Source organism: Streptomyces sp. 549, assembly GCF_030124175.1.
In the GTDB taxonomy this organism is placed as follows: domain Bacteria; phylum Actinomycetota; class Actinomycetes; order Streptomycetales; family Streptomycetaceae; genus Streptomyces.
The window spans coordinates 81885-103410 of sequence record NZ_JASKMT010000017.1 but is presented as its reverse complement, the minus strand read 5'-3'; the positions used below and the strand labels follow the sequence as shown (position 1 = coordinate 103410).

Here is a 21526-nt window from a genome sequence, read left to right as displayed (position 1 = left end):
AGGACGCGGGCTGAAGCAGCTCGCGGGCTGAGGCAGCAGAGGAACACACGCGCCGAAGGGCGCCCTCCCGGTGGGAGGGCGCCCTTCGGCGTGAGTGGCACGTGGCGGGGTCGTCAGCGGGGGGCGGGCCAGCCGGGGCCGCCGTCTCCGCCGCCGTTGTTCCAGCCGCCGCCGTCACCGCCGCCGTTGCCGCCGGTGGTGTCTCCGCCGGTTCCGCCGCCCCAGCCGCCGTTCCCGCCGGTACCGCCGGTGGACACGCCGTTGCTGTCGCCGCCACCGCCGTCGCTGCCGCCGTTGTCGCCGCCGCCGAAGAGGCCCGGGGGCAGGGTGATCACGGGCTCACCGGGGTCCTGGGCCCCGCCACCGGGACGGTTGCCGGTGCGGTTGCCGGGACGGTTGTCGCCCTCACCGGCGTCGCCCTCACCGCCCTCGTCCTCCTTGTCGTCACCGGACTTGCCGCGCGGCACGTTGACCGAGTTGAACGGAGTGGCGTCGACGCCCTCCAGCGCACCGGTCATCGCCGAGCGCCAGATCGGGCCGGGCAGGCAGCCACCGCAGACCTTGTCGTAGTACTGGCCGCCGATGGTGATGTTGAACATGTCGATCTTGTTGGCGCCGTCGGAGCCCGTCCACACCGCGGTGGACAGGTCCGGCGTGTAGCCGACGAACCAGGCGTCGCGGCGGCGCTCGGTGGTGCCCGTCTTACCGGCGTTGTCGCGCCCTGTGAGTCCGGCCCGGGTGCCGGTGCCGTCCTCGACGACGCCCTTGAGGATCTGGTTGACGGTGTCCGCGGTGCGCTCCGACATCACCCGGCCGCACTTGCTGTTCGGCGGGTTGATCTTCTTGCCCTCGGCGTCCTTCACGGACTCGATGGCGATCGGGGTGCAGTACGTGCCGCGGTTGGCGAAGGTGGCGTAGGCGTTGGCCATGAACAGCGGCGTGCTCTCCAGGGCGCCCAGCCCCATGGAGGGGCGGGCCTCCAGGACCTTGCCGGTGCCGCTGCGCACGCCCATCTTGTTCGCCATCGTCGCGGTCTCGCAGAGACCGGCCTTCTTCAGCAGGTCGATGGAGAAGGTGTTGATGGACTTGCCCAGGGCGCTGGTCATGTCCCAGGTGCCCTTCTCCGACTGGAGTTCGTTCTGCACCGGGTAGGGGCCCTGGCCGTAGGTCTTGTTGTCGCAGGTGCGGAAGTCGGCCTGGTCGAACTCGGTCTTCCAGTCGCTGCTGAACGTCTCGGCGGGGCTGATGCCCTTCTCCAGCGCCGCGGCGGCGATGATCGGCTTGAACGTCGAGCCGACCTGGAAGCCCGCGTAGGAGCCGCCCATCCGGTTGTCGACGGCCAGGTTGATCACCGTCTCGTTGTCCTCCTGCTCCGTGCCGTACGGGCGGGACTGCGCCAGCGAGAGGATCTTGCCGGTGCCCGGCTGCACGGAGACGACGGACGCGGCGATCTTGTCCGACTTGTTGACCTTGCTGGACGCGGCGGAGGCGGCGGCCTTCTGCGCCTTCGGCGAGAGCGTGGTCTTGATCGTCAGGCCGCCCTGCCGCCAGCGGGCCGCGCGCTCCTTGTCGGTGCGGCCGAACGCCTCGTTGCGCAGGAACTCCTGGCGGACGTAGTCGCAGAAGAAGCCAGCGTCCATTCTGGCGGTGATGCAGCCGTTCTGGGGGCGGCTCACCTTGAGGCCGAGCGGCTTCTTCTTCGCCGCTGCGGCCTGCTTGGCGGTGAGGTCGCCGTTGGAGGCCATGCGCTGAAGCACGGTGTTGCGGCGCTTCGTCGCCTCCTGCTCGTCGTTGACCGGGTCGTACCGGCTGGGTGACTGCACGATCCCGGCGAGCAGGGCGGCCTCCTCCACCTCCAGGTCCTTGGCCGGCTTGGAGAAGTACCGCTGCGAGGCGGCCTCCACACCGTAGGTCTGCTGGCCGAAGAAGGTGATGTTGAGGTAGTTCTCCAGGATCTTCTTCTTGCTCAGCTCCTGTTCGAGCTGGATGGCGTACTTCAGTTCCTTGATCTTGCGCCCGATGGTCTGCTGGGTGGCCTGGGCGACCTTGTCGGGGTCGTCGCCGGCCTCCTCCACGAAGACGTTCTTCACGTACTGCTGGGTGAGCGTCGACGCGCCCTCGGCGACCTCGCCCTCCTGGGCGTTGCGGTTGGCGGCACGCAGCACGCCCTTGAGGTCGATCGCGCCGTGCTCGTAGAAGCGTGCGTCCTCGATGGCGACGATGGCCTTCCGCACCCACGGCGACATCTCGTCGAGGGGCACAACTGTGCGGTTGCGGGAGTAGACGTCGGCGATCAGGCCGCCCTCGGCGTCCAGGATGCGGGTCTTCTGACTCAGCGGCGGGCGCTTGAGGTCAGTGGGAATGTGTTCGAAACCCTGTGCGGTCTCCTTGGCCGCCAGCCCGGCCATGCCGACCGCGGGAAGGGCGATGCCCGCCAGTACCGCGCCCGACAGGACGCTGACACCGAGGAACTTGGCGGCCTGCTGGGTCGCCGACAGCCCACCGCCCGAGCGCTTGTTTGCCATGAGGGCAGCCTACGTTCTCAAACGCCGGACAGGGGCGCATCTGTTCGCCTACTCTGTAGGACACCTTCGGGAACAGGACTGCTTTGCGACCTCGTGCGCATCACTCCTGTGGGTGATGAGAGCCGTCCTGTAATGGCGTCATATGCCAGGAGAAATCCCTTCATCTCCCACCCGGCGACTGCCCGATGAGTCCCGTAAGAGGCAAAAGCCCTGCTTGTCGCACGCTCACTCCGTCGGGTGATCCAGCGCTCACGCATAGTCCAATCGGACCATTCAAGATGGGGCCCGTCGGGGGTGTTGCCTCATGCCCTGCCTTCCGTAACGTCCTCAACTGGCGACGGTGCATATGCCGTTTGTCGCCGTGGGGGAGCCTCAACTCGGGAGAGGACGGCACCAGCATGAGCCGCTGGGTTACCGACTGGAGTACGCAGGCCGCCTGCCGTACTGCTGATCCGGATGAACTGTTCGTGCAAGGAGCGGCCCAGAACCGCGCCAAGGCGGTCTGCACCGGGTGTCCGGTGCGGACGGAGTGCCTTGCCGACGCTCTGGACAACCGCGTCGAGTTCGGGGTGTGGGGTGGTATGACCGAGCGGGAACGGCGCGCGCTGCTGCGCCGGCGGCCGACGGTCACCTCCTGGCGCCGCCTGCTCGAAACCGCACGGGCGGAGTACGAGACGTACGACATCAACGACGACTTCGAAGGCAGGCACGACAGGTACGAGGAGAACTACGACGGCGTGCCCGTCGCCGCGGGCTGACCCGGCACCTGGTCGGCGAGCAGCCGGCCGATGGCGCGCAGACCGTCGAGGTCGTTCACGTCGGCGGGCAGCGCGGCCACCTCCGCCACCGGCACCTCGGGGTGCAGGGCGGTGAAGCGGTCACGCGTGCGGCGTTCGCGCGCGATCACGCGCATGCGTTCGGCGTGCAGCCGCAGCAGGCCGGCGGCCAGCGCGTCCACCGGCGACCCGGCGGTGCCTGACGGGCCGTGGGGCGGCCCGGCGCCGTCCTGGGCGGGCTCGGCGGCGTCCTGGGGTGCTTCGCCCCGCCCGGAGACGTCCGGGCGTTGGGTGTCGCGTTCCTGGGCGACGGGGGAGCCGGAACCGGGAACGTCGTCAGCATTCCCGGTCGGATGATCCACAATGCCGACCGGCGGGAGGTTTTCCGCAGCGGATTCCGAGGTGTCTCCCGCAGCGGATTCCGCGTCGTGTTCGGCCGCGTTCCCGGAGGTTCCAGCCGCCTCGTCGGCCGCCTCCGCCGCCTGCTCGGCGGCGCGTTCGGTGAGGGTCTCCGCGGCCGACAGGGCCCGTTCGGCGCTGAGTTGGTCGGCGGCGCTGCCGTGCACCCGGTTCAGCACCAGCCCGGCCAGCGGCATGCGGTCGGCGGCCAGCCGCTCGACGAAGTAGGCCGCCTCACGCAGGGCGTCCCGTTCGGGCGCGGCCACCACGAGGAACGCCGTGCCGGGCGCCTGGAGCAGCTGGTAGGTGGCGTCGGCACGCTTGCGGAACCCGCCGAACATGGTGTCCATGGCGGCGATGAACGTCTGCACGTCGCGCAGCAGCCCGGTGCCGAGCAGCTTGCCGAGCGTGCCCGTCACCATCGACAGGCCGGCCATGCCGAGGTTGACGAACTTCATGCCGGCCCGGCCGCCCGCCTTGGCCGGCGCGGTCAGCAACCGGATGAACCGGCCGTCGAGGAAGGACCCGAGGCGCTTGGGCGCGTCCAGGAAGTCCAGCGCGGACCGGCTCGGCGGCGTGTCGACGATGATGAGGTCCCACTCGTCGCGGCCCCGCAGCTGGCCGAGCTTCTCCATCGCCATGTACTCCTGCGTGCCGGCGAAACCGGCGGACAGCGAGGCGTAGAAGGGGTTGTCCAGGATCGCGCGGGCCCGCTCCGGGTCGGCGTGCGCCTCGACGATCTCGTCGAAGGTCCGCTTCATGTCGAGCATCATCGCGTGCAGCCGGCCGCCCTTGGACGTGTCGACGCCGGCCACCTCGCGCGGGGTGTTGTCCAGCTCGTCCAGCCCCATCGACTGGGCGAGGCGGCGGGCCGGGTCGATGGTGAGCACCACGGCCCGGCGCCCGCGCTCGGCGGCGCGCACGCCCAGCGCGGCGGCGCTCGTCGTCTTGCCGACGCCGCCCGCGCCGCAGCAGACGATGATCCGGGTCTGCGGGTCGTCGAGCAGTGCGTCGACCTCCAGCAGCGGCACGGCGTCCAGACTCACTGGGCTGCTCCTTCGACGAATGAGGTACCTGCGTGCTGCGCGCGCAGCATGCCGGCCAGCTCGTACAGGCCGGCCAGGTCCACGCCCTCCCACAGCAGTTCCAGCTGCGGCGCGGGCAGGCCAAGCGCGGCGATCTCGTCCCGGCGCTCGGCCTCGGTGGCGAGCCGGGCCGCGTGCTCTCGGCCCTGCTCCAGCAGCGGGCCGACCAGCCGTTCGGCCTTGCCGCCGCGCCGGGCGCCGCCCAGGCCGGCCGCGGCGAGCGCCTTGGCCAGTTCCGGACGGGAGCTGTCCGCGGCGTCCAGGGCGACCGGGTCGAGCACCGCCGGGCGGACCATGTTGACTATGACCGCGCCCACCGGCAGCCCGGCGGCGCGAAGTTCGGCGACGCCGTCCACGGTCTCCTGGACGGGCATCTCCTCCAGCAGCGTCACCAGGTGCACGGCCGTCTCGGGCGACTTCAGCACCCGCATCACGGCCTGCGCCTGGTTGTGCACGGGACCGACCCTGGCGAGCCCGGCGACCTCGTCGTTGACGCCGAGGAAGCGCGCGATCCGGCCGGTGGGCGGCGCGTCCATGACGATCGCGTCGTAGACGAAGTCGCCCTTGCGGGTGCGCCGGCGCACCGCCTCGCATGCCTTGCCGGTGAGCAGCACGTCGCGCACGCCGGGGGCGATGGTGGTGGCGAAGTCGATGGCGCCCATACGTTTCAGCGCCCGGCCCGCCGAGCCGAGCTTGTAGAACATCTGGAGGTAGTCCAGAAGGGCCTTCTCGGCGTCTATCGCGAGCGCGTACACCTCGCCGCCGCCGGGCGCCACGGCGATCTTGCGCTCCTCGTACGGCAGCGCCTCGGTCTCGAAGACCTGGGCGATGCCCTGCCTGCCTTCCACCTCCACCAGGAGAGTGCGCCGCCCCGCCTCCGCGAGGGCGAGCGCCAGTGCGGCGGCAACCGTCGTCTTGCCGGTGCCGCCCTTGCCGGTGACCACATGCAGCCTGCTCACCCTGGGAAGGGTAACCAGCTTGCCGGGGCATTACCCTCGGGGCCATGACGAAGTGGGAATACGCAACCGTGCCGCTGCTCGTGCACGCGACCAAGCAGATTCTGGACACCTGGGGCGAGGACGGCTGGGAGCTGGTCCAGGTGGTCCCCGGGCCGAACAACCCGGAGCAGTTGGTGGCCTACCTCAAGCGGGAGAAGGCGTGAGCACCTCCGGCACGGTGGAGGGCCGCCTGGCGGAGCTGGGGCTGAAGCTGCCGGAGGTGGCGGTGCCGCTGGCCTCGTACGTGCCGGCGGTGCGGACCGGCCGGTACGTGCACACCGCGGGCCAGCTGCCGCTGGTCGACGGCAAGCTGCCGGTGACGGGCAAGGTCGGCAGCGAGGTGTCGCCCGAGCAGGCGAAGGAGCTGGCGCGGACGTGCGCGCTGAACGCGCTGGCCGCGGTGAAGTCCGTCGCCGGTGACCTGGACCGGATCACCCGGGTCGTGAAGGTCGTCGGCTTCGTCGCTTCGGTGCCGCACTTCACCGGCCAGCCCGGCGTGGTCAACGGCGCCAGCGAGCTGCTCGGCGAGGTGCTGGGCGACAAGGGCGTGCACGCGCGCAGCGCGGTCGGCGTGGCGGTGCTGCCCATCGACGCGCCGGTCGAGGTGGAGATCCTGGTCGAGCTGGCGGACTGAGCCGGGCGGGAACGGGTCGGGACCGGCCGGACCGGGCCGGGGCCGGCCCGCTCGGCTGACCGGCCCCGCGTTGTTCTCAGTCATGCGCACAATGGGGCGCATGACTGAGAACAACGCGTCCATGCCGGACTGGGAGAAGCGGTTCCGTGCGCCCCGCGTGGGGTTGCCGGAGTGGGCGGAGGACGCGCCCGACCGGTCGCTGTTCGTCTCGAACGCCACCGGCACCTTCGAGCTGTACGCCTGGGACCGCGCCACGGGCGCGCAGCGGCAGGTGACCGACCGCCCCAACGGCACCACCGACGGCGTGCTCACCCCCGACGGCGAGTGGATCTGGTGGTTCTCCGACACCGACGGCGACGAGTTCGGCGTGTGGATGCGGCAGCCGTTCGGCGGCGGCGCGGACGAGCCGGCGGCGCCCGGCCTGGCACCGTCGTACCCGGCGGGCCTGGCCCTGCTGCGCGGCGGCGGGGCCGTCGTCGGACGGTCCACCGACGACGAGGGCTCGTCCGTGCACGTGGTGCGCCCCGGCGCGGAGCCGGTGGAGATCTACCGCAGCCGCGAGTCGGCCGGAGTGGGCGATGTCTCGCGGGACGGCGAGCTGATCGCGATCGAGCACACCGAGCACGGCGACGCGATGCACTCGGCGCTGCGCGTGGTGCGCGGTGACGGGTCGGTGGTCGCCGAGCTGGACGACACCGAGGGCGGCACCCGCGAGCTGGGCCTGGCCGTGCTGGGCTTCGCCCCGGGCGAGGGCGACCCGCGGCTGCTCGTGGGGCACCAGCGGCGCGACCGTTGGGAGCCCATGGTGTGGAACCCGGTGACCGGTGAGACCTCGGACCTGCCCGTCGACCTGCCCGGTGACGTGGCCGCCGAGTGGTGCCCGGACGGCACCGCGCTGCTGGTGTCGCACAGTCACCAGGCGCGCAGCGAGCTGTGGCGCCACGAGCTGGCGGACGGCCGGATGACGCGCCTGGAGACCCCGCAGGGCACGGTGTCCGGCGCGACGGCCCGTCCCGACGGCACGGTGGAGTACCTGTGGTCGTCGGCCGCCGAGCCGCCCGTGGTGCGCTCCACGACCGGCGCGGTGGTGCTCGACCCGCCGGGCATGCGGGCGCCCGCGTCGGTGCCGGTGAGCGACGTGTGGGTGGACGGACCCGGCGGCCGGGTGCACGCCCTGGTGCAGCGGCCCGCCGGCGAGGGGCCGTTCCCGACCGTCTTCGACATCCACGGCGGCCCCACCTGGCACGACAGCGATGCGTTCGCCGCCCAGCCCGCGGCCTGGGTGGACCACGGCTTCGCGGTGGTGCGGGTCAACTACCGGGGTTCCACCGGCTACGGCCGGGAGTGGACGGACGCGCTGAAGCACCGCGTCGGGCTGATCGAGCTGGAGGACGTCGCGGCGGTCCGCGCGTGGGCGGTGGAGTCCGGCCTGGCCGACCCGGAGCGGCTGGTGCTGACCGGCGGCTCCTGGGGCGGATACCTGACGCTGCTGGGCGTGGGCACGCAGCCCGAGGCGTGGTCGGTCGGCATCGCCGTGGTGCCGGTGGCGGACTACGTCACCGCCTACGAGGACGAGATGGACGCGCTGAAGGCGATGGACCGCACCCTGCTGGGCGGCACGCCGCAGGAGGTCCCGGAGCGCTACGAGGCCTCGTCCCCGATCACCTACGTGGACGCCGTGCGGGCGCCGGTCTACATCTCGGCGGGCGTCAACGACCCGCGCTGCCCGATCCGGCAGGTGGAGAACTACGTGGAGCGCCTGCAGGGCCGCGGCCACCCGCACGAGGTGTACCGCTACGACGCTGGCCACGGCTCGCTGGTCGTGGAGGAGCGGATCAAGCAGGTGCGGCTGGAGATGGAGTTCGCCCAGCGCCACCTGGGCTGACCGCGGCGGTTCCGCAGGTCTGGCCGGCCCCGACCGGTCAGACCTGCGGCGCGTCGGCCTTCGGGGCGGCGGCCTTGGGGGCAGCAGGTGCGTCGGCCTTCGACTCGGCAGGTGCGTCGGCCTTGGGAGCGTCGGGGGCGCGGGGGGCGGGGCCGCCGGTGTCGGGCGGCAGGCCGAGGTCGGCGTCGCGGGCCAGCTCGACGTCGCGGCGCAGGAAGCGGAACCACATGAACAGCACGAAGCCGGCGAAGACGAACCACTCCGCGGTGTACCCCAGGTTCTGGAACGCCTTCAGGTCCAGCCCGCTGCCCTTGGCGGCGGCGGGCGGCACGGCCTCCAGCGGCGCGGACACGTCCTGCACCGTCACCCACGCGTCGTACACGTCGTAGGGAACCAGGTTGACCAGCGCGGCGGCACTGATCGTGCCCAGCTGCCCGGCGGGCAGACCGGTGGCACCGCCGCTCTCCGAGGCCTGCAGGGCGCCGGTGACGACCACCTCGCCGGTCGGCAGCGGCGGCACCCGGGCCGGGTCGGCGTCACCCGGCAGCCAGCCCCGCACCACCGGCAGGGCCCGGCCACCGGAGCCGGGGTCGCCCGGTCCGGCGTCGGCGGTGCGCAGCATGCCCAGGACGTAGAAGCCGCGCCGGTCGTCCAGAGTGCGGTCCGGCACCAGGTACTGGTGCTCGGGGTCGAAGGTGCCGGTGGTGGAGGCCATGCGGCCGGAGGTCTGCTTGTCCACCGGCAGCAGGTCGGCGAGCGGCACGGCCTCCTCGCGGGCGATCCGCTCGGCCTGGCCGCGCTGCTGCTTGTGGGTGTCGACCCGGTCCTCGAACCGGCTCAGCTGCCAGCTGCCCATGAACAGGCAGAAGGGCACGGCCAGCAGGACGAAGACGTTGATCGCCCACCAGCGAGGCGTCAGCAGGAACCGGTACACGCCCCCAACGGTACGGGGGCGGGCCCGGCCCGCCGGATCCGCCCCCGCCCATCTCCTCCCCCACCGAGGCCGTCGGCGGCGCCCGGGGACGCCGCCCCGGGAACACCGGGGACGCCGGGAACACCGGGGACGCCGAGACACCGCAGCCGTGCGGCCCCGTCAGCCGGGCTGCGGCCGGTTCAGGAAGCCGGGAGCACGCCGGTGCGGTAGACCGTGCCGGCGCAGGCGTTGTTCAGGTAGGCGCGGGGCACGTGCGGCTCCCCGGCCGCGGGCGTGTACCGCAGCACGACCGCGGTGGCGGAGCTGCTGCCCGAGTCCCCGCTGCTGCCGGTGCCGGAGTCGGCGAGGGTGTTCATGCCGCTCTGCTCGTTCGCCGAGCCGCCGGACGAGTCGGTCTCGTCGCCGCCCTCACTGCCTCCGGCGTCGTCTCCGCCGTCGCTCCCACCGGAACCGGAGGTGCCGCCGGTCTGGCCACCGGTTCCGCCGCCGGTCTGGCTGCCGCCGGTGGTCGGGTCGGTGGGCGTCGGGTCGGGGTCGGGGCTGGGCGCCGGACCGGGGTCGACACGGCAGCCGCCGCGCTCGTTGCCGGGCAGCCACGCGAAGCGGACCTGGTAGGACTCGCCGGGCCGCAGGATCAGGTCGGGATCAGCCGACGAGGGGCTCGGCAGGCCGGGGGCCTTGCCGCCCTCGGTGTGGTCGAGGACCTGGACGCCCGCCGGATCGGCCTTGCCCTGTGCGGACGCCACCAGTTCGTCGGTGCCCTTCACCCGGCAGGTGTCACCGGAGACGTTGGTCAGCCGGAACGAGCCCTGGACCCGGCCGAGCGAGTCGGGATCGCCCACCCGCACCCGGGCCTCGCCCAGCTGGTCGCGGGTGCACCGCGGCGAGGTGGACGCCAGGTCGTCGGTACTGCCCGGGGAGGCGCTGCTGCCCTCCGAGGGGGACGCCGAGGAGCCGTCGCGGTCCTTGCCGTCGGCCCCGGCGCCGCGGCCGGCGTCCTTGCCGGAGGGCGCGGCGCTGCTGCCGCCGTCCAGGTGGCCCAGCTCGCCGTCGGTCACGTCGGCCTGGTCGCTGCTGGCCGCGTTGGCGTGCCGGTCGTTGAGCGGTCCCGGCATCACCCCGGTGTGCATCAGGGCGGGCACCGCCACGGCCACGACCAGCACCGCCGCCGTCGCACCGACCAGCGTCTGCCGTCGCCGGGCGCGGCGCGCGGGCACGGCCTGCCGCAGGTGCTCCAGCGAGTTCGCGGACGGTTCGAGGTCGCCCACCACGTCGCGCATCAGGCGACGCAGCGCCTCTTCCTGATCGGGCCCGCCGGCGCTACTCTCAGGAAACGCTCCGCCGCCCTGCGTGTCGGAAGCGGCAGGCTTCCCGGCTGCCCCGGGCTTTCCGGACGGCTCGGGCTTTCCGGACGGCTCGAGCCCGACGCCGACAGGCTGCGCGCGCTCGCCGGGCTGATCGGCGTCGCCGGGCCGCTCGGCGTCGGCTTCGCCATCTGCGCCGGCGTCCGCGGTCGGCTGCTCATCCGCGGGACGGTTCGCCGGGCTGTCGTCGGCGCCCTCCTCGGCAGGGCGGTTGTCCTTGCCCGGGGTCATGCCGGTGTCTCCATGGCCACCCGCAGGGCGGCGATACCGCGGGATCCGTACGCCTTGACCGAGCCGCGCGATATGCCGAGCGTGCCGGCCACCTGCTCCTCGGTCATGTCCGCGAAGTAGCGCAGCACCAGCACCTCGCGCTGCCGCCGCTGGAGGCCGCGCAGGGCCTGCTTGAGTTCGTCGCGCTCCATGCGCTCGTAGGCGCCTTCCTCGGCGCTCGCCATGTCCGGCATCGGCTTGGACAGCAGCTTGAGGCCGAGGATGCGGCGGCGCAGCGTGGAGCGGGAGAGGTTCACCACCGTCTGCCGGAGGTAGGCGAGGGTCTTCTCCGGGTCCTTGACCCGGCTGCGGGCCGAGTGCACCCGGATGAACGCCTCCTGGACGACGTCCTCGCACGAGGCGGTGTCGTCGAGCAGCAGGGCGGCCAGGCCGAGCAGGGACCGGTAGTGCGCGCGGTAGGTCTCGGTGAGGTGGTCGACGGTGGTGCCCGCTGCCATCGCTTCCTCAGCGTCCTTGCGCTGCGCCGGAGCCGCGGAAGGACGGGACGCCGGCCAGGGTGCGATCACGGGCATGCTCCCGCCTGCCGCCGCCCGGGCCGGGCGGAGGGGCGCTGCTGCCAGTTCCAGTACGTCTGCCACGCCTGTTGGACACGTTTCCCCCCGTCAGGGTTGTACGCGTGCGGCGCCGTTTTTGACCGCGGGTCAATCGTCACGAACGTCACCATGCGCACCACCTCTCCACAACTGCCCTGTTTCTAATGCCTCTTCGTCCACAGCAGTGGAGGCAGAGACGCTCGGGCCACGGACCTGGTTGCACCGGCCCCCGAAGAATCGTCGTTCAGACCATTGGTCCAGATCAAGCGGCCTTCGCCACAACTTGATCACAAGCGATGCACATAGCACGCAAAGGTGATGGCAGGGCCGGGTGAACCGCAGGTGACGGGCGGAAAACCCGACGGGACGGCCGCACCACAGGTGGTGCGGCCGTCCCGTCGTGCGTGGCCCCGCGAGGGCCGGAGCGCCGGGGCCGGCGACTCAGCGGCCGGTGCCGCCGTAGACGACGGCCTCGTCGGAGTCGCTGTCCAGGCCGAACGCGGTGTGCACCGCGCGGACCGCCTCGTTGACGTCGTCCGCGCGGGTGATCACCGAGATGCGGATCTCGGACGTCGAGATCAGCTCGATGTTCACGCCGGTGTCGGAGAGCGCCTCGAAGAAGGTCGCGGTGACGCCCGGGTTGGTCTTCATGCCCGCGCCGACCAGGGAGATCTTGGCGATCTGGTCGTCGTAGCGCAGCGACTCGAAGCCGATGGCGCTGCGCTGCTTCTCCAGCGCCTCGATGGCCTTCTTGCCGTCGGTCTTCGGCAGCGTGAAGGAGATGTCGGTCAGACCGGTGGACGCCGCCGAGACGTTCTGCACGACCATGTCGATGTTCAGCTCGACGTCGGCGATGGTGCGGAAGATCGCCGCCGCCTCACCGGGCTTGTCGGGCACTCCGACGATCGTGACCTTTGCCTCGGAGGTGTCGTGCGCGACACCCGAGATGAGCGCCTGCTCCATCGGCTCGTCCCCTTGCGGTTCGTTGCTGACCCAGGTTCCCGGAAGCCCGGAGAAGGACGACCGGACGTGGATCGGGATGTTGTAACGGCGTGCGTACTCGACACAGCGGTGCAGCAGCACCTTGGAACCGGAACTGGCCAGCTCCAGCATGTCGCCGAAGGAGATCCAGTCGATCTTCTTCGCCTTCTTGACCACGCGCGGGTCGGCGGTGAACACGCCGTCCACGTCGGTGTAGATCTCGCAGACCTCGGCGTCCAGCGCGGCGGCCAGCGCCACAGCCGTGGTGTCGGAGCCGCCCCGGCCCAGCGTGGTGATGTCCTTGCTGTCCTGCGAGACGCCCTGGAAGCCGGCGACGATGGCGATGTTGCCCTCGTCCACCGAGTCCTTGATCCGGCCCGGGGTGACGTCGATGATCCGCGCCTTGTTGTGCACGGAGTCGGTGATCACGCCGGCCTGGCTGCCGGTGAACGACTGCGCCTCGTGGCCGAGCGATTTGATGGCCATGGCCAGCAGTGCCATGGAGATGCGCTCTCCGGCCGTCAGCAGCATGTCGAACTCGCGCCCCGACGCGACCGGGGACACCTCACTCGCGAGATCGATCAGCTCGTCCGTCGTGTCGCCCATCGCGGAAACCACGGCCACCACCTGGTGGCCCCTCTTCTTGGCCTCGACGATCCGCTTGGCGACCCGCTTGATGCCCTCGGCATCGGCGACGGAGGAGCCGCCGTACTTCTGCACGACAAGGCTCACGTGCGCTCCTCGTATCTCAGTCTCACCGGACCCTTTGGCCGGGGCCCTCGGTCGGCTCATTTTACCGAGCAGGCGTTCGCCGCCCATCCGGTGCCGCATCGTGAGACACCGGGCTCGTCCAGCGGACAGCCCTGCCCGCTAACCGGCGGGACACACCAAAGGTGCGGCAGCTCACACCCCCGGCCCAACCGGCCGGCCACCCTCCACGCCGGCTTCCCGCGTCTCCGCGACTCCTCCCTCCCGGCCCGCGACTCCTCCCTCCCGGCCCGCGACTCCTCCCTCCCGGCCCGCGGCCTCCAATCTCCGGTACCGGGCGCGCAGCACACGCACCGTCTCCGTGATCGCCGGGCGCCGGGCGGCTCCGGCGCGCCACAGCGCGAAGAGGTTGCGCACCGGCGCGGGCCGCAGTGGGCGGACCACCACACCCGGCGGCAGCGGCCCCCGGCCCAGCCGGGGCACCACGGCCACGCCCAGGCCCTCGGCGACGAGCGCGAGCTGCGTCTCGAACTCGGCTACCAGGTGTGCCAGGTCGGGCTCCTGGCCGGCAGCGCGCAGGGTGCGCATCAGCCAGTCGTGGCAGACCGTGCCCGGCGGCTGGCAGATCCACCGGACGCTGCCGAGGTCGTCCCGGGTCAGCACCTCGCGGGCGGCCAGCGGGTGCCCGGCGGGTAGCAGCACGTCGCACCGGTCCACGCCCAGCGCCACCCGGCGCAGCGGCTCCGGCGCGGGCAACGGCGCGATGTCCCAGTCGTGCGCCACCACCAGGTCGAGCATGCCCCGGGCCACCAGGCCCACCGAGCGGTGCGGGTCCTCCTCGACCAGCCGCAGCTCCAGCGCCGGATACAGGCGGCCCAGCTCGGCCAGCACCCCCGGCAGCAGGCCCCGGGCCGCCGTGGGGAAGGCCGCGACGGTGAGCAGGCCGCCGGGCCGGCCCCGGCGCTCCTCCAGCGCCACCTCGGCCTCCTCCAGCAGCCCCAGCAGGCGGGCGGCCGTGTCGGCCAGCAGGTCGGCGGCCTCCGTCAGCACCACCCCCCGCCCGCGGCGCTCCAGCAGCGTCGTCCCCGTGTCGCGTTCCAGTTTCGCCACCTGCTGCGAGACCGCCGACGGCGTGAAGCCCAGCGCCTCGGCCGCCGCACCGACCGAGCCGTGCTCCCGCACCGCGTGCAGCGCCCGCAACCGCGCCAGGTCCCACATCCGCCACCACTCCCCGCCGGCTCCCGCCGACTCCCGCCAGTTCCCACTGGTTCAGCCGGCTCCCGCTGCCGCGACCGTGCAGCTCTGCTACATCCAACCGTGCACACATCATCGCTGGTGCTACATCCACCGGGTCGCGGAGGATCAGCTCATGCGTCCCGCCCACTGCGCGCTCGCCGTGCTCGTCGCCGCCGTCTGGGGAGTCAACTTCGTCGTCATCGACGTCGGCCTCGACCACTTCCCGCCGCTGCTGTTCTCCGCCCTGCGCTTCCTGGTGGCCGCGCTGCCCGCGGTGTTCTTCGTCCGCCGCCCCAGGGTGGCGCTGCGCTGGGTGGTGGGCGTGGGCCTGGTGCTGGGCGTCGCCAAGTTCGGCCTGCTGTTCCTCGGCATGGACCAGGGAATGCCGGCCGGCACGTCCTCCCTGGTGCTCCAGGTGCAGGCCGTCTTCACCGCGTGCTTCGCCTTCGTCCTGCTGGGCGAGCGCCCCGACCGGGTGCGGCTGGCCGGGATGGCGCTCGCCCTGGTGGGCATCGCGGTCGCCGCCGCCGACCGCGGCGGCTCCGGACCGCTCGGCGCCTTCGCGCTGGTGGTGGCCGCGGCGGCCTGCTGGGGCGTGTCCAACGTGATGACCCGGCGGGCATCCCCGCCGGACGCGCTGAGCTGGATGGTCTGGGTCAGCCTGGTCCCACCGCTGCCGCTGCTGGCGCTCTCCCTGCTCTTCGAGGGGCCGGAAGCCGGATGGCACGCCCTGCGTTCGCTGGACCCGGCCGGGGTCGGGGCCCTGCTCTACGTGGCGTGGCTGGCGACGGTGCTGGGATTCGGCATCTGGGGCTTCCTGCTGCGCCGGCACGACGCCTCGGCCGTGGCCCCGTTCTCACTGCTGGTCCCGGTCTTCGGCATGTCGGCGGCTGCGCTCTTCCTCGGCGAGCGGTTCACCTCCACCGGCTGGCTGGCGGCGGCGCTGCTGGTGGGCGGCGTCGCCGTCACCGCCTTCGGCGGCCGCCGCCGCGGCCCGACCCCCACCGCGACGGACCTGGCCCCCACCGCGACGGAGGCGAGGACGGGGACAGGGGCGAGCACGGGGACGACAGCGGGGACGGGCACGACAGCGGGGACGGGGACGGTCGCGGGGACGGGTGGCGTGGCCGCTGAGCCGGCGCGCGTCCGCAGCACGAACGCCGGCTGACGCGGTCCGGGTCACGTAGGCCGGGGACCGGCCTTGCGGCGGCGCCGGGAGTGACCGGTGGGGCGGTCAGGGTTGTCGTTGGTGCCGCCGGGGGTGTACGGCGGGCCTGAAGCGGGCAGTCCTTTGCGGAACCCGGCGGGCGCGGTGTTCCGGAGAAGGGGCACCGCAGCGACACGCACCCAGGCCCAGGGAGACCCCCACATGAACGTTTCTTCTCGTGCGCCGCGACGGCGCCCGGCAGCGTCCGCCCCACCAGGTCCGGCCCCAGCGGCCACGGCCCGCGGGAGGCGGTGATGGGCACCCGGGCCGTCATCCGGTTCGCCACCTGGAAGCTCGCGCCCGACGCGGAGCCGGACGCCGAACCGGTCAGCTTCGCGATGGAGTGCGCGGTGTGCGGCGAACGGTCGCAGGCGACACAGGAGTTCGCCGACGCCCAGAGCTGGACGTTCCGTCACGCCGGCGCGCACCCCGAGCACCACACCTACCGCGAGGTCGTCACCCGCCCGTGGCGGGCGTGGATGCCCTGACGGACACCGCCGCCGGTGGCCGGGAGCGCGCCCGTCGTCCACCGCCGTCGTCCGCGTCCGTTGCTCCGTTGGTCCGTCGAACGCTGACCGTCCCGTGGGGGGCGCCGGCCCCCCACGGGGACCGGTCACACCTCGAGCTCGTTCTCGATCCGGGCCAGCTGGTGGCGGGCCATCGCCAGGTTGGCGCGGCTCTTGTCCAACGCCAGGTAGAGGAACAGCCCCTTGCTGTCACGGCTCTTGAGCAGCCGGATCAGGTGGTACTGCCCGCCGAGCGTGATGAGGATGTCCTCGATGCCGTCCTTGAGCCCCAGGTGCTCCATGGTCCGCACCTTCGCGCGGACCACGTCGGTGTTGCCGGCGGCGGCGACGTTGAGGTCCAGGTCCTTGCCGCCGCCGAGCGTACCCAGCGCCATGCCGCTGCCGTAGTCGACGAGCGCGACGCCGATGACTCCCTCGATGGAGGTCATCGCTTCCTTGAGCGCGGTCTCGGTGTTAGCCATAGTCGTGGCCTTTCTCTTCATTGTTGTACCGGTCCGGGGAGTGGCGACGGACGAGGGTCCGCCTCTGGACTGAGGCGCGGTGCGCACCGGTCGGCGCGCGGTGTGTCATCCGGTACGCCCAGGCGGTCGCACGGATGACCCGGCGTACGGGATGGACGGTGGACGGGCCCGGTGCCGGACGGGTGGCCCGGAACCGGGTGGGTGGGGCAACTCCGTGCCGAGCGCGGTGACTCAGGGGTGGCTCAGGCTGACTCAGGGGTGGCTCAGGGAGCGTCCCGGCGTTCGAGCGCGCTCTCGACCAGGTCGCCGATCCGGGCGCTCGACCGGCGGGCCTCCAGGTGGATGCGGCCGACGTTGGTGCGCGGCTCGGCCAGAACGGTGAGCACGGCGCTCGCCCCGGCCGCGTACGTGGCGACGTAGCCGTGGTCGCCGCGCACCACGAGCTCGCGGAACTCGCCGTGTCCGGTCTGGTCGGTGAGGCGCAGCGCCACCCCGAGCGCCGCCGCGGTGAGCGCCGCCATCGGCTCCGCCTCGACCGTGCTGGTGTCCTGCGCCAGGACCAGACCGTCGATGCTGGCTGCGAGAGCCCCGGTGAGCTGCGGCACCCGCGCCCTCAACCGGCGCAGCTCCTCCAGCACTTCGGGCTCGGCGGCCATCATCTGTCTCCTCTCGGCGCGCTGTCGCAGGGCGCGCCTCATGTCGGCGCGGAGGGGGCCTGACGGATGGACCGGGAACTCACAGGCTTGCCTCCAAAGCGTCGCGAATCCGGCGCAGCAGTGCGGTGTCCGGGTCGACCTGGTTCTGTGCGGCCCAGGGCAGAACGTCGGCCGTCGCCACGGCCACCGGCTCCCGCGGCGTCTCGATCAGGCCGGCGGCGGCGAGTCGCCGGACGTCGATCAGAGTGTGGAACGCCGGCCTGCCCAGTGACCGGGCGATGGCGGCCGGCGTGTGCGTGCCGTCGGCGAGGTCGAGCACGTCCCGCTGCCGGCGGGTGGGAGTGGGGGCGCGCGGCTCTCCCGCGAGGTGGCCGCCGTGCAGGCCGCCGCCGGCCACCTCCCGCCGGGTGACGGGGGCGGTGTCGACGTCCTCGAACGGCCATATGTCGTGCAGCAGTTGGCGGCGCCGCCGGTTCTCCTGCTCCAGGTGCCCGGCGTGCACCGGCCGGACCGGGCCGAGCCAGTGCGCCACCCCGCTGCGGAAGCGGACCGGGCCCGCGTCGGGGGCGAGCACGAAGTAGGCGGCGTCGTAGAGCGCGGCGAGGTGGCACAGCTCCAACTCGCCACGGGCCAGCCGTCCGCTGTCGAGCAGTGTGTGGGCGACCTGGCAGCGGGCGCCGCCGGAGTTGACGGCCTCCTGCCATCCCTCCTCGGGCAGTCGGCCGGTGCGGATCAGCAGCACGTCCAGGCCGGGCGCGGCGGGGCTCTCGGCGTGCACCACCTCGCCCTCGACCAGGTAGAGCGTTCCGGCGTCGCACAGCAGGGCACCCGTCGCGCGGCCGGCTGCGAGCCGGTCGAGTGTGGGCTGAGGGGGTGCCGGGGCCTCGGTCATGATCACACGAGCACCAGACGGTCGGCGAGTTCCTGGAGTCTCAGCCGCGCCAGTGCCAGGTTGCCCGCGTCGCGGTCGAGCCACAGATGGATGAACACGCTGCTGTCGAAGGTGGTCTCGACGAAGCGCAGCAGGTGGTAGCCGACCCGCGAGGTGATGATGACGTCCTCGACGGGCAGCCCCTTGTCGTCCGGGCCGTCGGAGCGGGAGGCCGGGTCGTGCGGCTCGAACGAGACGTGCTCGGCGGCCATCCGGGCCAGCTCGGCGGTCTCGGCGGCGGAGGACTCGTGATCTCCGGAGGGCGCCTCACCGACGGTGCCGAGCGCGAGTCCGCTGGTCCAGTCGACCACCGCGGCACCACGCGCACCGGGCAGGGTCATGGCCGCCAGCAGGCACTCGTCGATTCCGGGCACAGCGGTTCCCCTCCCCTTCCCGGCGCTGCGTCCGCCTCGCCGGTAAGGGAGAAGTTACGGAACGTGTTGCCCGTTCGGGGGAGTTCGGCGGTTTTGCGGCGCGAGGGCCCGCTTGTTGTCTAAAGTTCGCCCGCAAGCACGCGGGGCAGGTGCCGGGGGCACACAATCAGCCGCGTCAGGTCCCTCGCCCACCTGCGGAAACGTTCCGGCCGAGCACGTCGCCACCCGGGCCCCCCGGCCCCACCGCGTTCCCCCGTCCTGCGTCGCCGCAGCTCACACCGGTGATGAGGCGGCGCGGGCGGGGGAACCGCCCGACCGGCTGCCCGCCGTCCTCGCCTGGCCTGTCCCCGCCGTCAACGCTCCTCATGCCGCTGGCGTATGCCAGACGGTCATTCTGCAAAGCGCCCGCGTGCTTCCGCTCCCGCGCGCTGTCCCCAACCGTCCCCATGCGCCTGCCGCGCACGCCTCCCCGCGCCGTTCCCCACCGGGTTCACAACCGCCAGCGCGTCTGGCCGAACGGCTCGCCCTTGGCGAAGCCGAGCACCTTCTCGGGCCGGACCTCGAAGACCAGCGCCCGGCCCCCGTCCCCGAGGAACGCGCCGTCGCGCACCTCGAAGTGCCACGCGCTGCCGTACTTCTCCCGGTAGCAGGAGGCAAGGAACCGCAGCCGGGCCTCGTCGGCCACCTGCCGTGCCGCCCCCTCGACCACCAGGTCGAGCCCCTCACCCAGCCGGTTGCCGCCGGTGGTGAGCGCGCAGTGCCGCGACCGTGCCAGGTTGCGGGCCTTCTGCTCGTCCGGTCCGGTGCAGAAGTACAGCGCGTCGTCCCGCCACACGCCGATCAGCGGTGTGACATGCGGGCGTCCCTCGTCCCTGACCGTCGTCAGCCAGTACACCTCGGCCGCGGCCAGCGCCGCCCTCGCCGTCGTCCACGGCACGGGCTGCGCGCCGGGACTGCTGAAACGGGCGTCGAGAACGCCCGCCGGTTCCCGTTCCGTGCCTGCCATACGTCCGCGCTCCTGTCTCACGCCGGGAAACACCTGCACACGGACGGACGGGCCGGTGGGCGGAAACTCATCGGTCTCCGCCCACCGGCCCGTCCGGGGGCGTGTGGGATCGCGGGGGCTCGGGCGCAGGGGCGCCGGGCGGCTACCGGCCGGGCTTCAGGCCGAGGGGTGCGGCGATCTCGGCCGCCATCACCGCGCCCGCCTCCCGCTCCAGCTCACCGTCGTCCACCTCCACCCCCGGGCTGTCGGTGTCCAGGCCGTCAAGCTCCTGCAGCGGGGTGTCCAGCCGGACGTGCGCGACGAGCGACTGGAGGGCACGAAGCGCGGCGGACGCGGTCGGACCCCAGTTGGACAGGTACGAGAACTGCCACCACCACAGCGCCTCGGAGACCCGCCCGGCCCGGTAGTGCGCCATGCCGTGGCGCAGGTCGGTCAGCACGTCGGCGAGGTCGTCGGAGATGCGGCAGGCCACCGGGGCCTTGCGCGGCACGTACGGGTCGAAGACCTCCGAGTAGACGTCGACCGGGTCGAGCAGCGTCGCCAGCCGCTCCCGCAGCTCGTCGACGTCCGGCTCGGGGCCGGTGTCCGCCTCGTAGCGCTCCTCGGGGACGATGTCCTCGTGCGCGCCCAGCCGGCCGCCGGCGAGCAGCAGCTGGGACACCTCCAGCAGGAGGTACGGCACGGCGCTGTCGGGTTCGTCGCCCCTGGCGACCTCGGTCACGGCGAGGATGAAGCTCTGGACCTGGTCGTGGATCTGAACGGCGAAGTCGTCCGGGTCGGACGACGTGCGGGTGGCCTGCGTGGACTCAGACATCAAGCAACCTTCTCCCCTCGAAGGCACGTCCCAGCGTGACCTCGTCGGCATATTCCAGGTCTCCCCCGACAGGAAGACCACTGGCCAGCCTGGTGACCTTCAAACCCAGGGAGGACACCATGCGCGCCAGATACGTGGCGGTGGCCTCGCCCTCCAGGTTGGGGTCGGTGGCGATGATCAGCTCGGTGACGCCGCCGTCGGCGAGCCTGGCCAGCAGTTCCCTTATCCGCAGGTCGTCGGGGCCGACTCCCTCGATCGGGCTGATCGCCCCGCCCAGCACGTGGTAACGGCCGCGGAACTCGCGGGTCCGCTCGATCGCCACCACGTCCTTGGGCTCCTCGACGACGCAGATCACCGTGCGGTCGCGGCGCGGGTCGAGGCACACCCGGCACTGCTCGTCCTGCGCCACGTTGTGGCACACCACGCAGAACCGGACCTTCGCCTTGACCTCGGTCAGCGCGTGCGCGAGCCGGCGGACGTCCGTCGGCTCCGCCTGCAGGATGTGGAAGGCGATCCGCTGCGCGCTCTTGGGACCGACGCCGGGCAGCCTGCCCAGTTCGTCGATGAGGTCCTGAACCACGCCTTCGTACACGGTCGCTGACTCCTTCTCCTGCCGTGCGCGGTACGTCGGGCACCGCGCGGGACGGACACGGGTGCGTCCGCCGACCGGGAACGCCTAGAAAGGCAGCCCCGGCATGCCGCCCAGCCCCTGTGCGAGCGGTCCGAGCTTGGTCTGCTGGAGCTGCTGCGCGGCGTTGTTGGCGTCCCGCACCGCTGCGAGCACCAGATCGGCGAGCGTCTCCGTGTCCTCAGGGTCCACCGCCTCGGGGTCGATGACCAGAGCGCGGAGCTCACCGGCCCCCGTCACCGTGGCCTTCACCAGGCCACCGCCCGCGGAACCCTCGACGGGTGTCTCGGCCAGCTCCTCCTGAGCCGCGGCGAGATCCTGCTGCATCTTCTGTGCCTGCTGCAGCAGCTGCTGCATGTCGGGCTGACCACCACCGGGAAACACGGCTTAGCTCCTGGGTGTCGACGGCGTCGGACCGGATCCCGCCGGAACGGAATCCTGCTGTGTGCTGAGCCTACGTGGTCCACGGCCCATGCGTCCGTCCCACTCACGGTTCGGCCGACGCATGGTTCGGCCGACGCGCGGCTCGGCCCACGCATGGCTCGGCCGACTCACGGCTCGGCCTCGGCTCAC

Annotated in this window: 22 protein-coding genes; 6 read left to right on the top strand and 16 right to left on the bottom strand. The window is 72.4% G+C overall.

The annotated features are described in order from the left end of the window. Positions 1–113 precede the first annotated feature (113 nt). On the bottom strand, positions 114–2525 hold the full coding sequence (locus QNO07_RS19120; RefSeq protein WP_283993389.1) for a transglycosylase domain-containing protein: 2412 nt from the start codon (positions 2523–2525) through the stop codon (positions 114–116). Between the two features lie 398 nt (positions 2526–2923). Here QNO07_RS19120 and QNO07_RS19115 point away from each other — a divergent pair, with 398 nt between their 5' ends. Beyond that, the gene (locus tag QNO07_RS19115; protein WP_283993388.1) at positions 2924–3283 is read left to right on the top strand and encodes a WhiB family transcriptional regulator; all 360 of its coding nucleotides are present in this window, start codon (positions 2924–2926) and stop codon (positions 3281–3283) included. On the opposite strand, the gene bagB is transcribed toward QNO07_RS19115, so the two are convergent. Together bagB and bagA are read right to left on the bottom strand one after the other, a co-directional pair. Next, the gene (bagB, locus tag QNO07_RS19110) at positions 3253–4746 is read right to left on the bottom strand and encodes an ATPase BagB (protein ID WP_283993387.1); all 1494 of its coding nucleotides are present in this window, start codon (positions 4744–4746) and stop codon (positions 3253–3255) included. The two genes, QNO07_RS19115 and bagB, sit on opposite strands and share 31 nt — an antisense overlap. Beyond that, positions 4743–5744 (bottom strand): ATPase BagA, encoded by a 1002-nt coding sequence (gene bagA, locus QNO07_RS19105; RefSeq protein ID WP_283993386.1) that lies wholly within the window; start codon positions 5742–5744, stop codon positions 4743–4745. The genes bagB and bagA overlap by 4 nt, the downstream gene beginning before the upstream one ends. A gap of 44 nt (positions 5745–5788) precedes the next feature. On the opposite strand from bagA, the gene sp36 reads away from it, so the two are divergent. From sp36 to QNO07_RS19090, 3 genes are all read left to right on the top strand, one after another. Continuing rightward, entirely contained in the window at positions 5789–5947 is a 159-nt protein-coding gene (gene sp36, locus QNO07_RS19100) for a Sp36 family protein (RefSeq protein WP_003967454.1), read from the top strand. Then, positions 5944–6417 (top strand): RidA family protein, encoded by a 474-nt coding sequence (locus QNO07_RS19095; protein ID WP_283993382.1) that lies wholly within the window; start codon positions 5944–5946, stop codon positions 6415–6417. The genes sp36 and QNO07_RS19095 overlap by 4 nt, the downstream gene beginning before the upstream one ends. A gap of 100 nt (positions 6418–6517) precedes the next feature. After that, entirely contained in the window at positions 6518–8302 is a 1785-nt protein-coding gene (locus tag QNO07_RS19090) for a S9 family peptidase (protein WP_283993381.1), read from the top strand. 37 nt (positions 8303–8339) lie between these two features. Here the strand turns inward: QNO07_RS19090 and QNO07_RS19085 are convergent, their stop codons facing one another. From QNO07_RS19085 to QNO07_RS19065, 5 genes are all read right to left on the bottom strand, one after another. Continuing rightward, the gene (locus tag QNO07_RS19085) at positions 8340–9236 is read right to left on the bottom strand and encodes an SURF1 family protein (RefSeq protein ID WP_283993380.1); all 897 of its coding nucleotides are present in this window, start codon (positions 9234–9236) and stop codon (positions 8340–8342) included. A gap of 179 nt (positions 9237–9415) precedes the next feature. After that, positions 9416–10831, bottom strand: a complete 1416-nt coding sequence (locus QNO07_RS19080) for a hypothetical protein (protein WP_283993379.1) — start codon at positions 10829–10831, stop codon at positions 9416–9418. After that, on the bottom strand, positions 10828–11403 hold the full coding sequence (locus QNO07_RS19075; RefSeq protein WP_283993378.1) for a SigE family RNA polymerase sigma factor: 576 nt from the start codon (positions 11401–11403) through the stop codon (positions 10828–10830). Before QNO07_RS19075 ends, QNO07_RS19080 begins: the two co-directional genes overlap by 4 nt. Positions 11404–11865: 462 nt before the next feature. Continuing rightward, positions 11866–13137 carry an aspartate kinase gene (locus QNO07_RS19070; RefSeq protein WP_283993377.1) on the bottom strand — a complete coding sequence of 424 codons (1272 nt, stop codon included), beginning with the start codon at positions 13135–13137 and terminating at the stop codon, positions 11866–11868. A 171-nt stretch (positions 13138–13308) separates the two neighbouring features. Next, positions 13309–14331, bottom strand: a complete 1023-nt coding sequence (locus QNO07_RS19065) for a LysR family transcriptional regulator (RefSeq protein WP_283993376.1) — start codon at positions 14329–14331, stop codon at positions 13309–13311. Between the two features lie 151 nt (positions 14332–14482). Between QNO07_RS19065 and QNO07_RS19060 the strand changes: the two genes are divergently transcribed. After that, on the top strand, positions 14483–15517 hold the full coding sequence (locus tag QNO07_RS19060; protein ID WP_283993375.1) for an EamA family transporter: 1035 nt from the start codon (positions 14483–14485) through the stop codon (positions 15515–15517). A gap of 293 nt (positions 15518–15810) precedes the next feature. After that, the gene (locus QNO07_RS19055) at positions 15811–16044 is read left to right on the top strand and encodes a DUF7848 domain-containing protein (RefSeq protein WP_283993374.1); all 234 of its coding nucleotides are present in this window, start codon (positions 15811–15813) and stop codon (positions 16042–16044) included. 125 nt (positions 16045–16169) lie between these two features. On the opposite strand, the gene QNO07_RS19050 is transcribed toward QNO07_RS19055, so the two are convergent. From QNO07_RS19050 to QNO07_RS19015, 8 genes are all read right to left on the bottom strand, one after another. Next, positions 16170–16544: a hypothetical protein gene (locus tag QNO07_RS19050; protein WP_283993373.1), complete on the bottom strand. Its 375-nt coding sequence runs from the start codon at positions 16542–16544 to the stop codon at positions 16170–16172. 263 nt (positions 16545–16807) lie between these two features. Then, a complete protein-coding gene (locus QNO07_RS19045) occupies positions 16808–17242 on the bottom strand; it encodes a roadblock/LC7 domain-containing protein (protein ID WP_283993372.1) in 435 nt (144 codons plus the stop codon). 37 nt (positions 17243–17279) lie between these two features. Further along, positions 17280–18092 carry a transcriptional regulator gene (locus tag QNO07_RS19040; protein ID WP_283993371.1) on the bottom strand — a complete coding sequence of 271 codons (813 nt, stop codon included), beginning with the start codon at positions 18090–18092 and terminating at the stop codon, positions 17280–17282. Positions 18093–18094: 2 nt separating this feature from the next. After that, the gene (locus QNO07_RS19035) at positions 18095–18505 is read right to left on the bottom strand and encodes a hypothetical protein (RefSeq protein WP_283993370.1); all 411 of its coding nucleotides are present in this window, start codon (positions 18503–18505) and stop codon (positions 18095–18097) included. A gap of 490 nt (positions 18506–18995) precedes the next feature. After that, positions 18996–19511, bottom strand: a complete 516-nt coding sequence (locus QNO07_RS19030; RefSeq protein ID WP_283993369.1) for a pyridoxamine 5'-phosphate oxidase family protein — start codon at positions 19509–19511, stop codon at positions 18996–18998. Positions 19512–19653: 142 nt separating this feature from the next. Continuing rightward, on the bottom strand, positions 19654–20325 hold the full coding sequence (locus QNO07_RS19025; RefSeq protein ID WP_283993368.1) for a DUF5063 domain-containing protein: 672 nt from the start codon (positions 20323–20325) through the stop codon (positions 19654–19656). After that, positions 20318–20917: a recombination mediator RecR gene (gene recR / locus QNO07_RS19020; protein ID WP_283993366.1), complete on the bottom strand. Its 600-nt coding sequence runs from the start codon at positions 20915–20917 to the stop codon at positions 20318–20320. The genes QNO07_RS19025 and recR overlap by 8 nt, the downstream gene beginning before the upstream one ends. An 84-nt stretch (positions 20918–21001) precedes the next feature. Beyond that, on the bottom strand, positions 21002–21337 hold the full coding sequence (locus tag QNO07_RS19015; RefSeq protein ID WP_283993365.1) for a YbaB/EbfC family nucleoid-associated protein: 336 nt from the start codon (positions 21335–21337) through the stop codon (positions 21002–21004). Between the last annotated feature and the right edge of the window lie 189 nt (positions 21338–21526).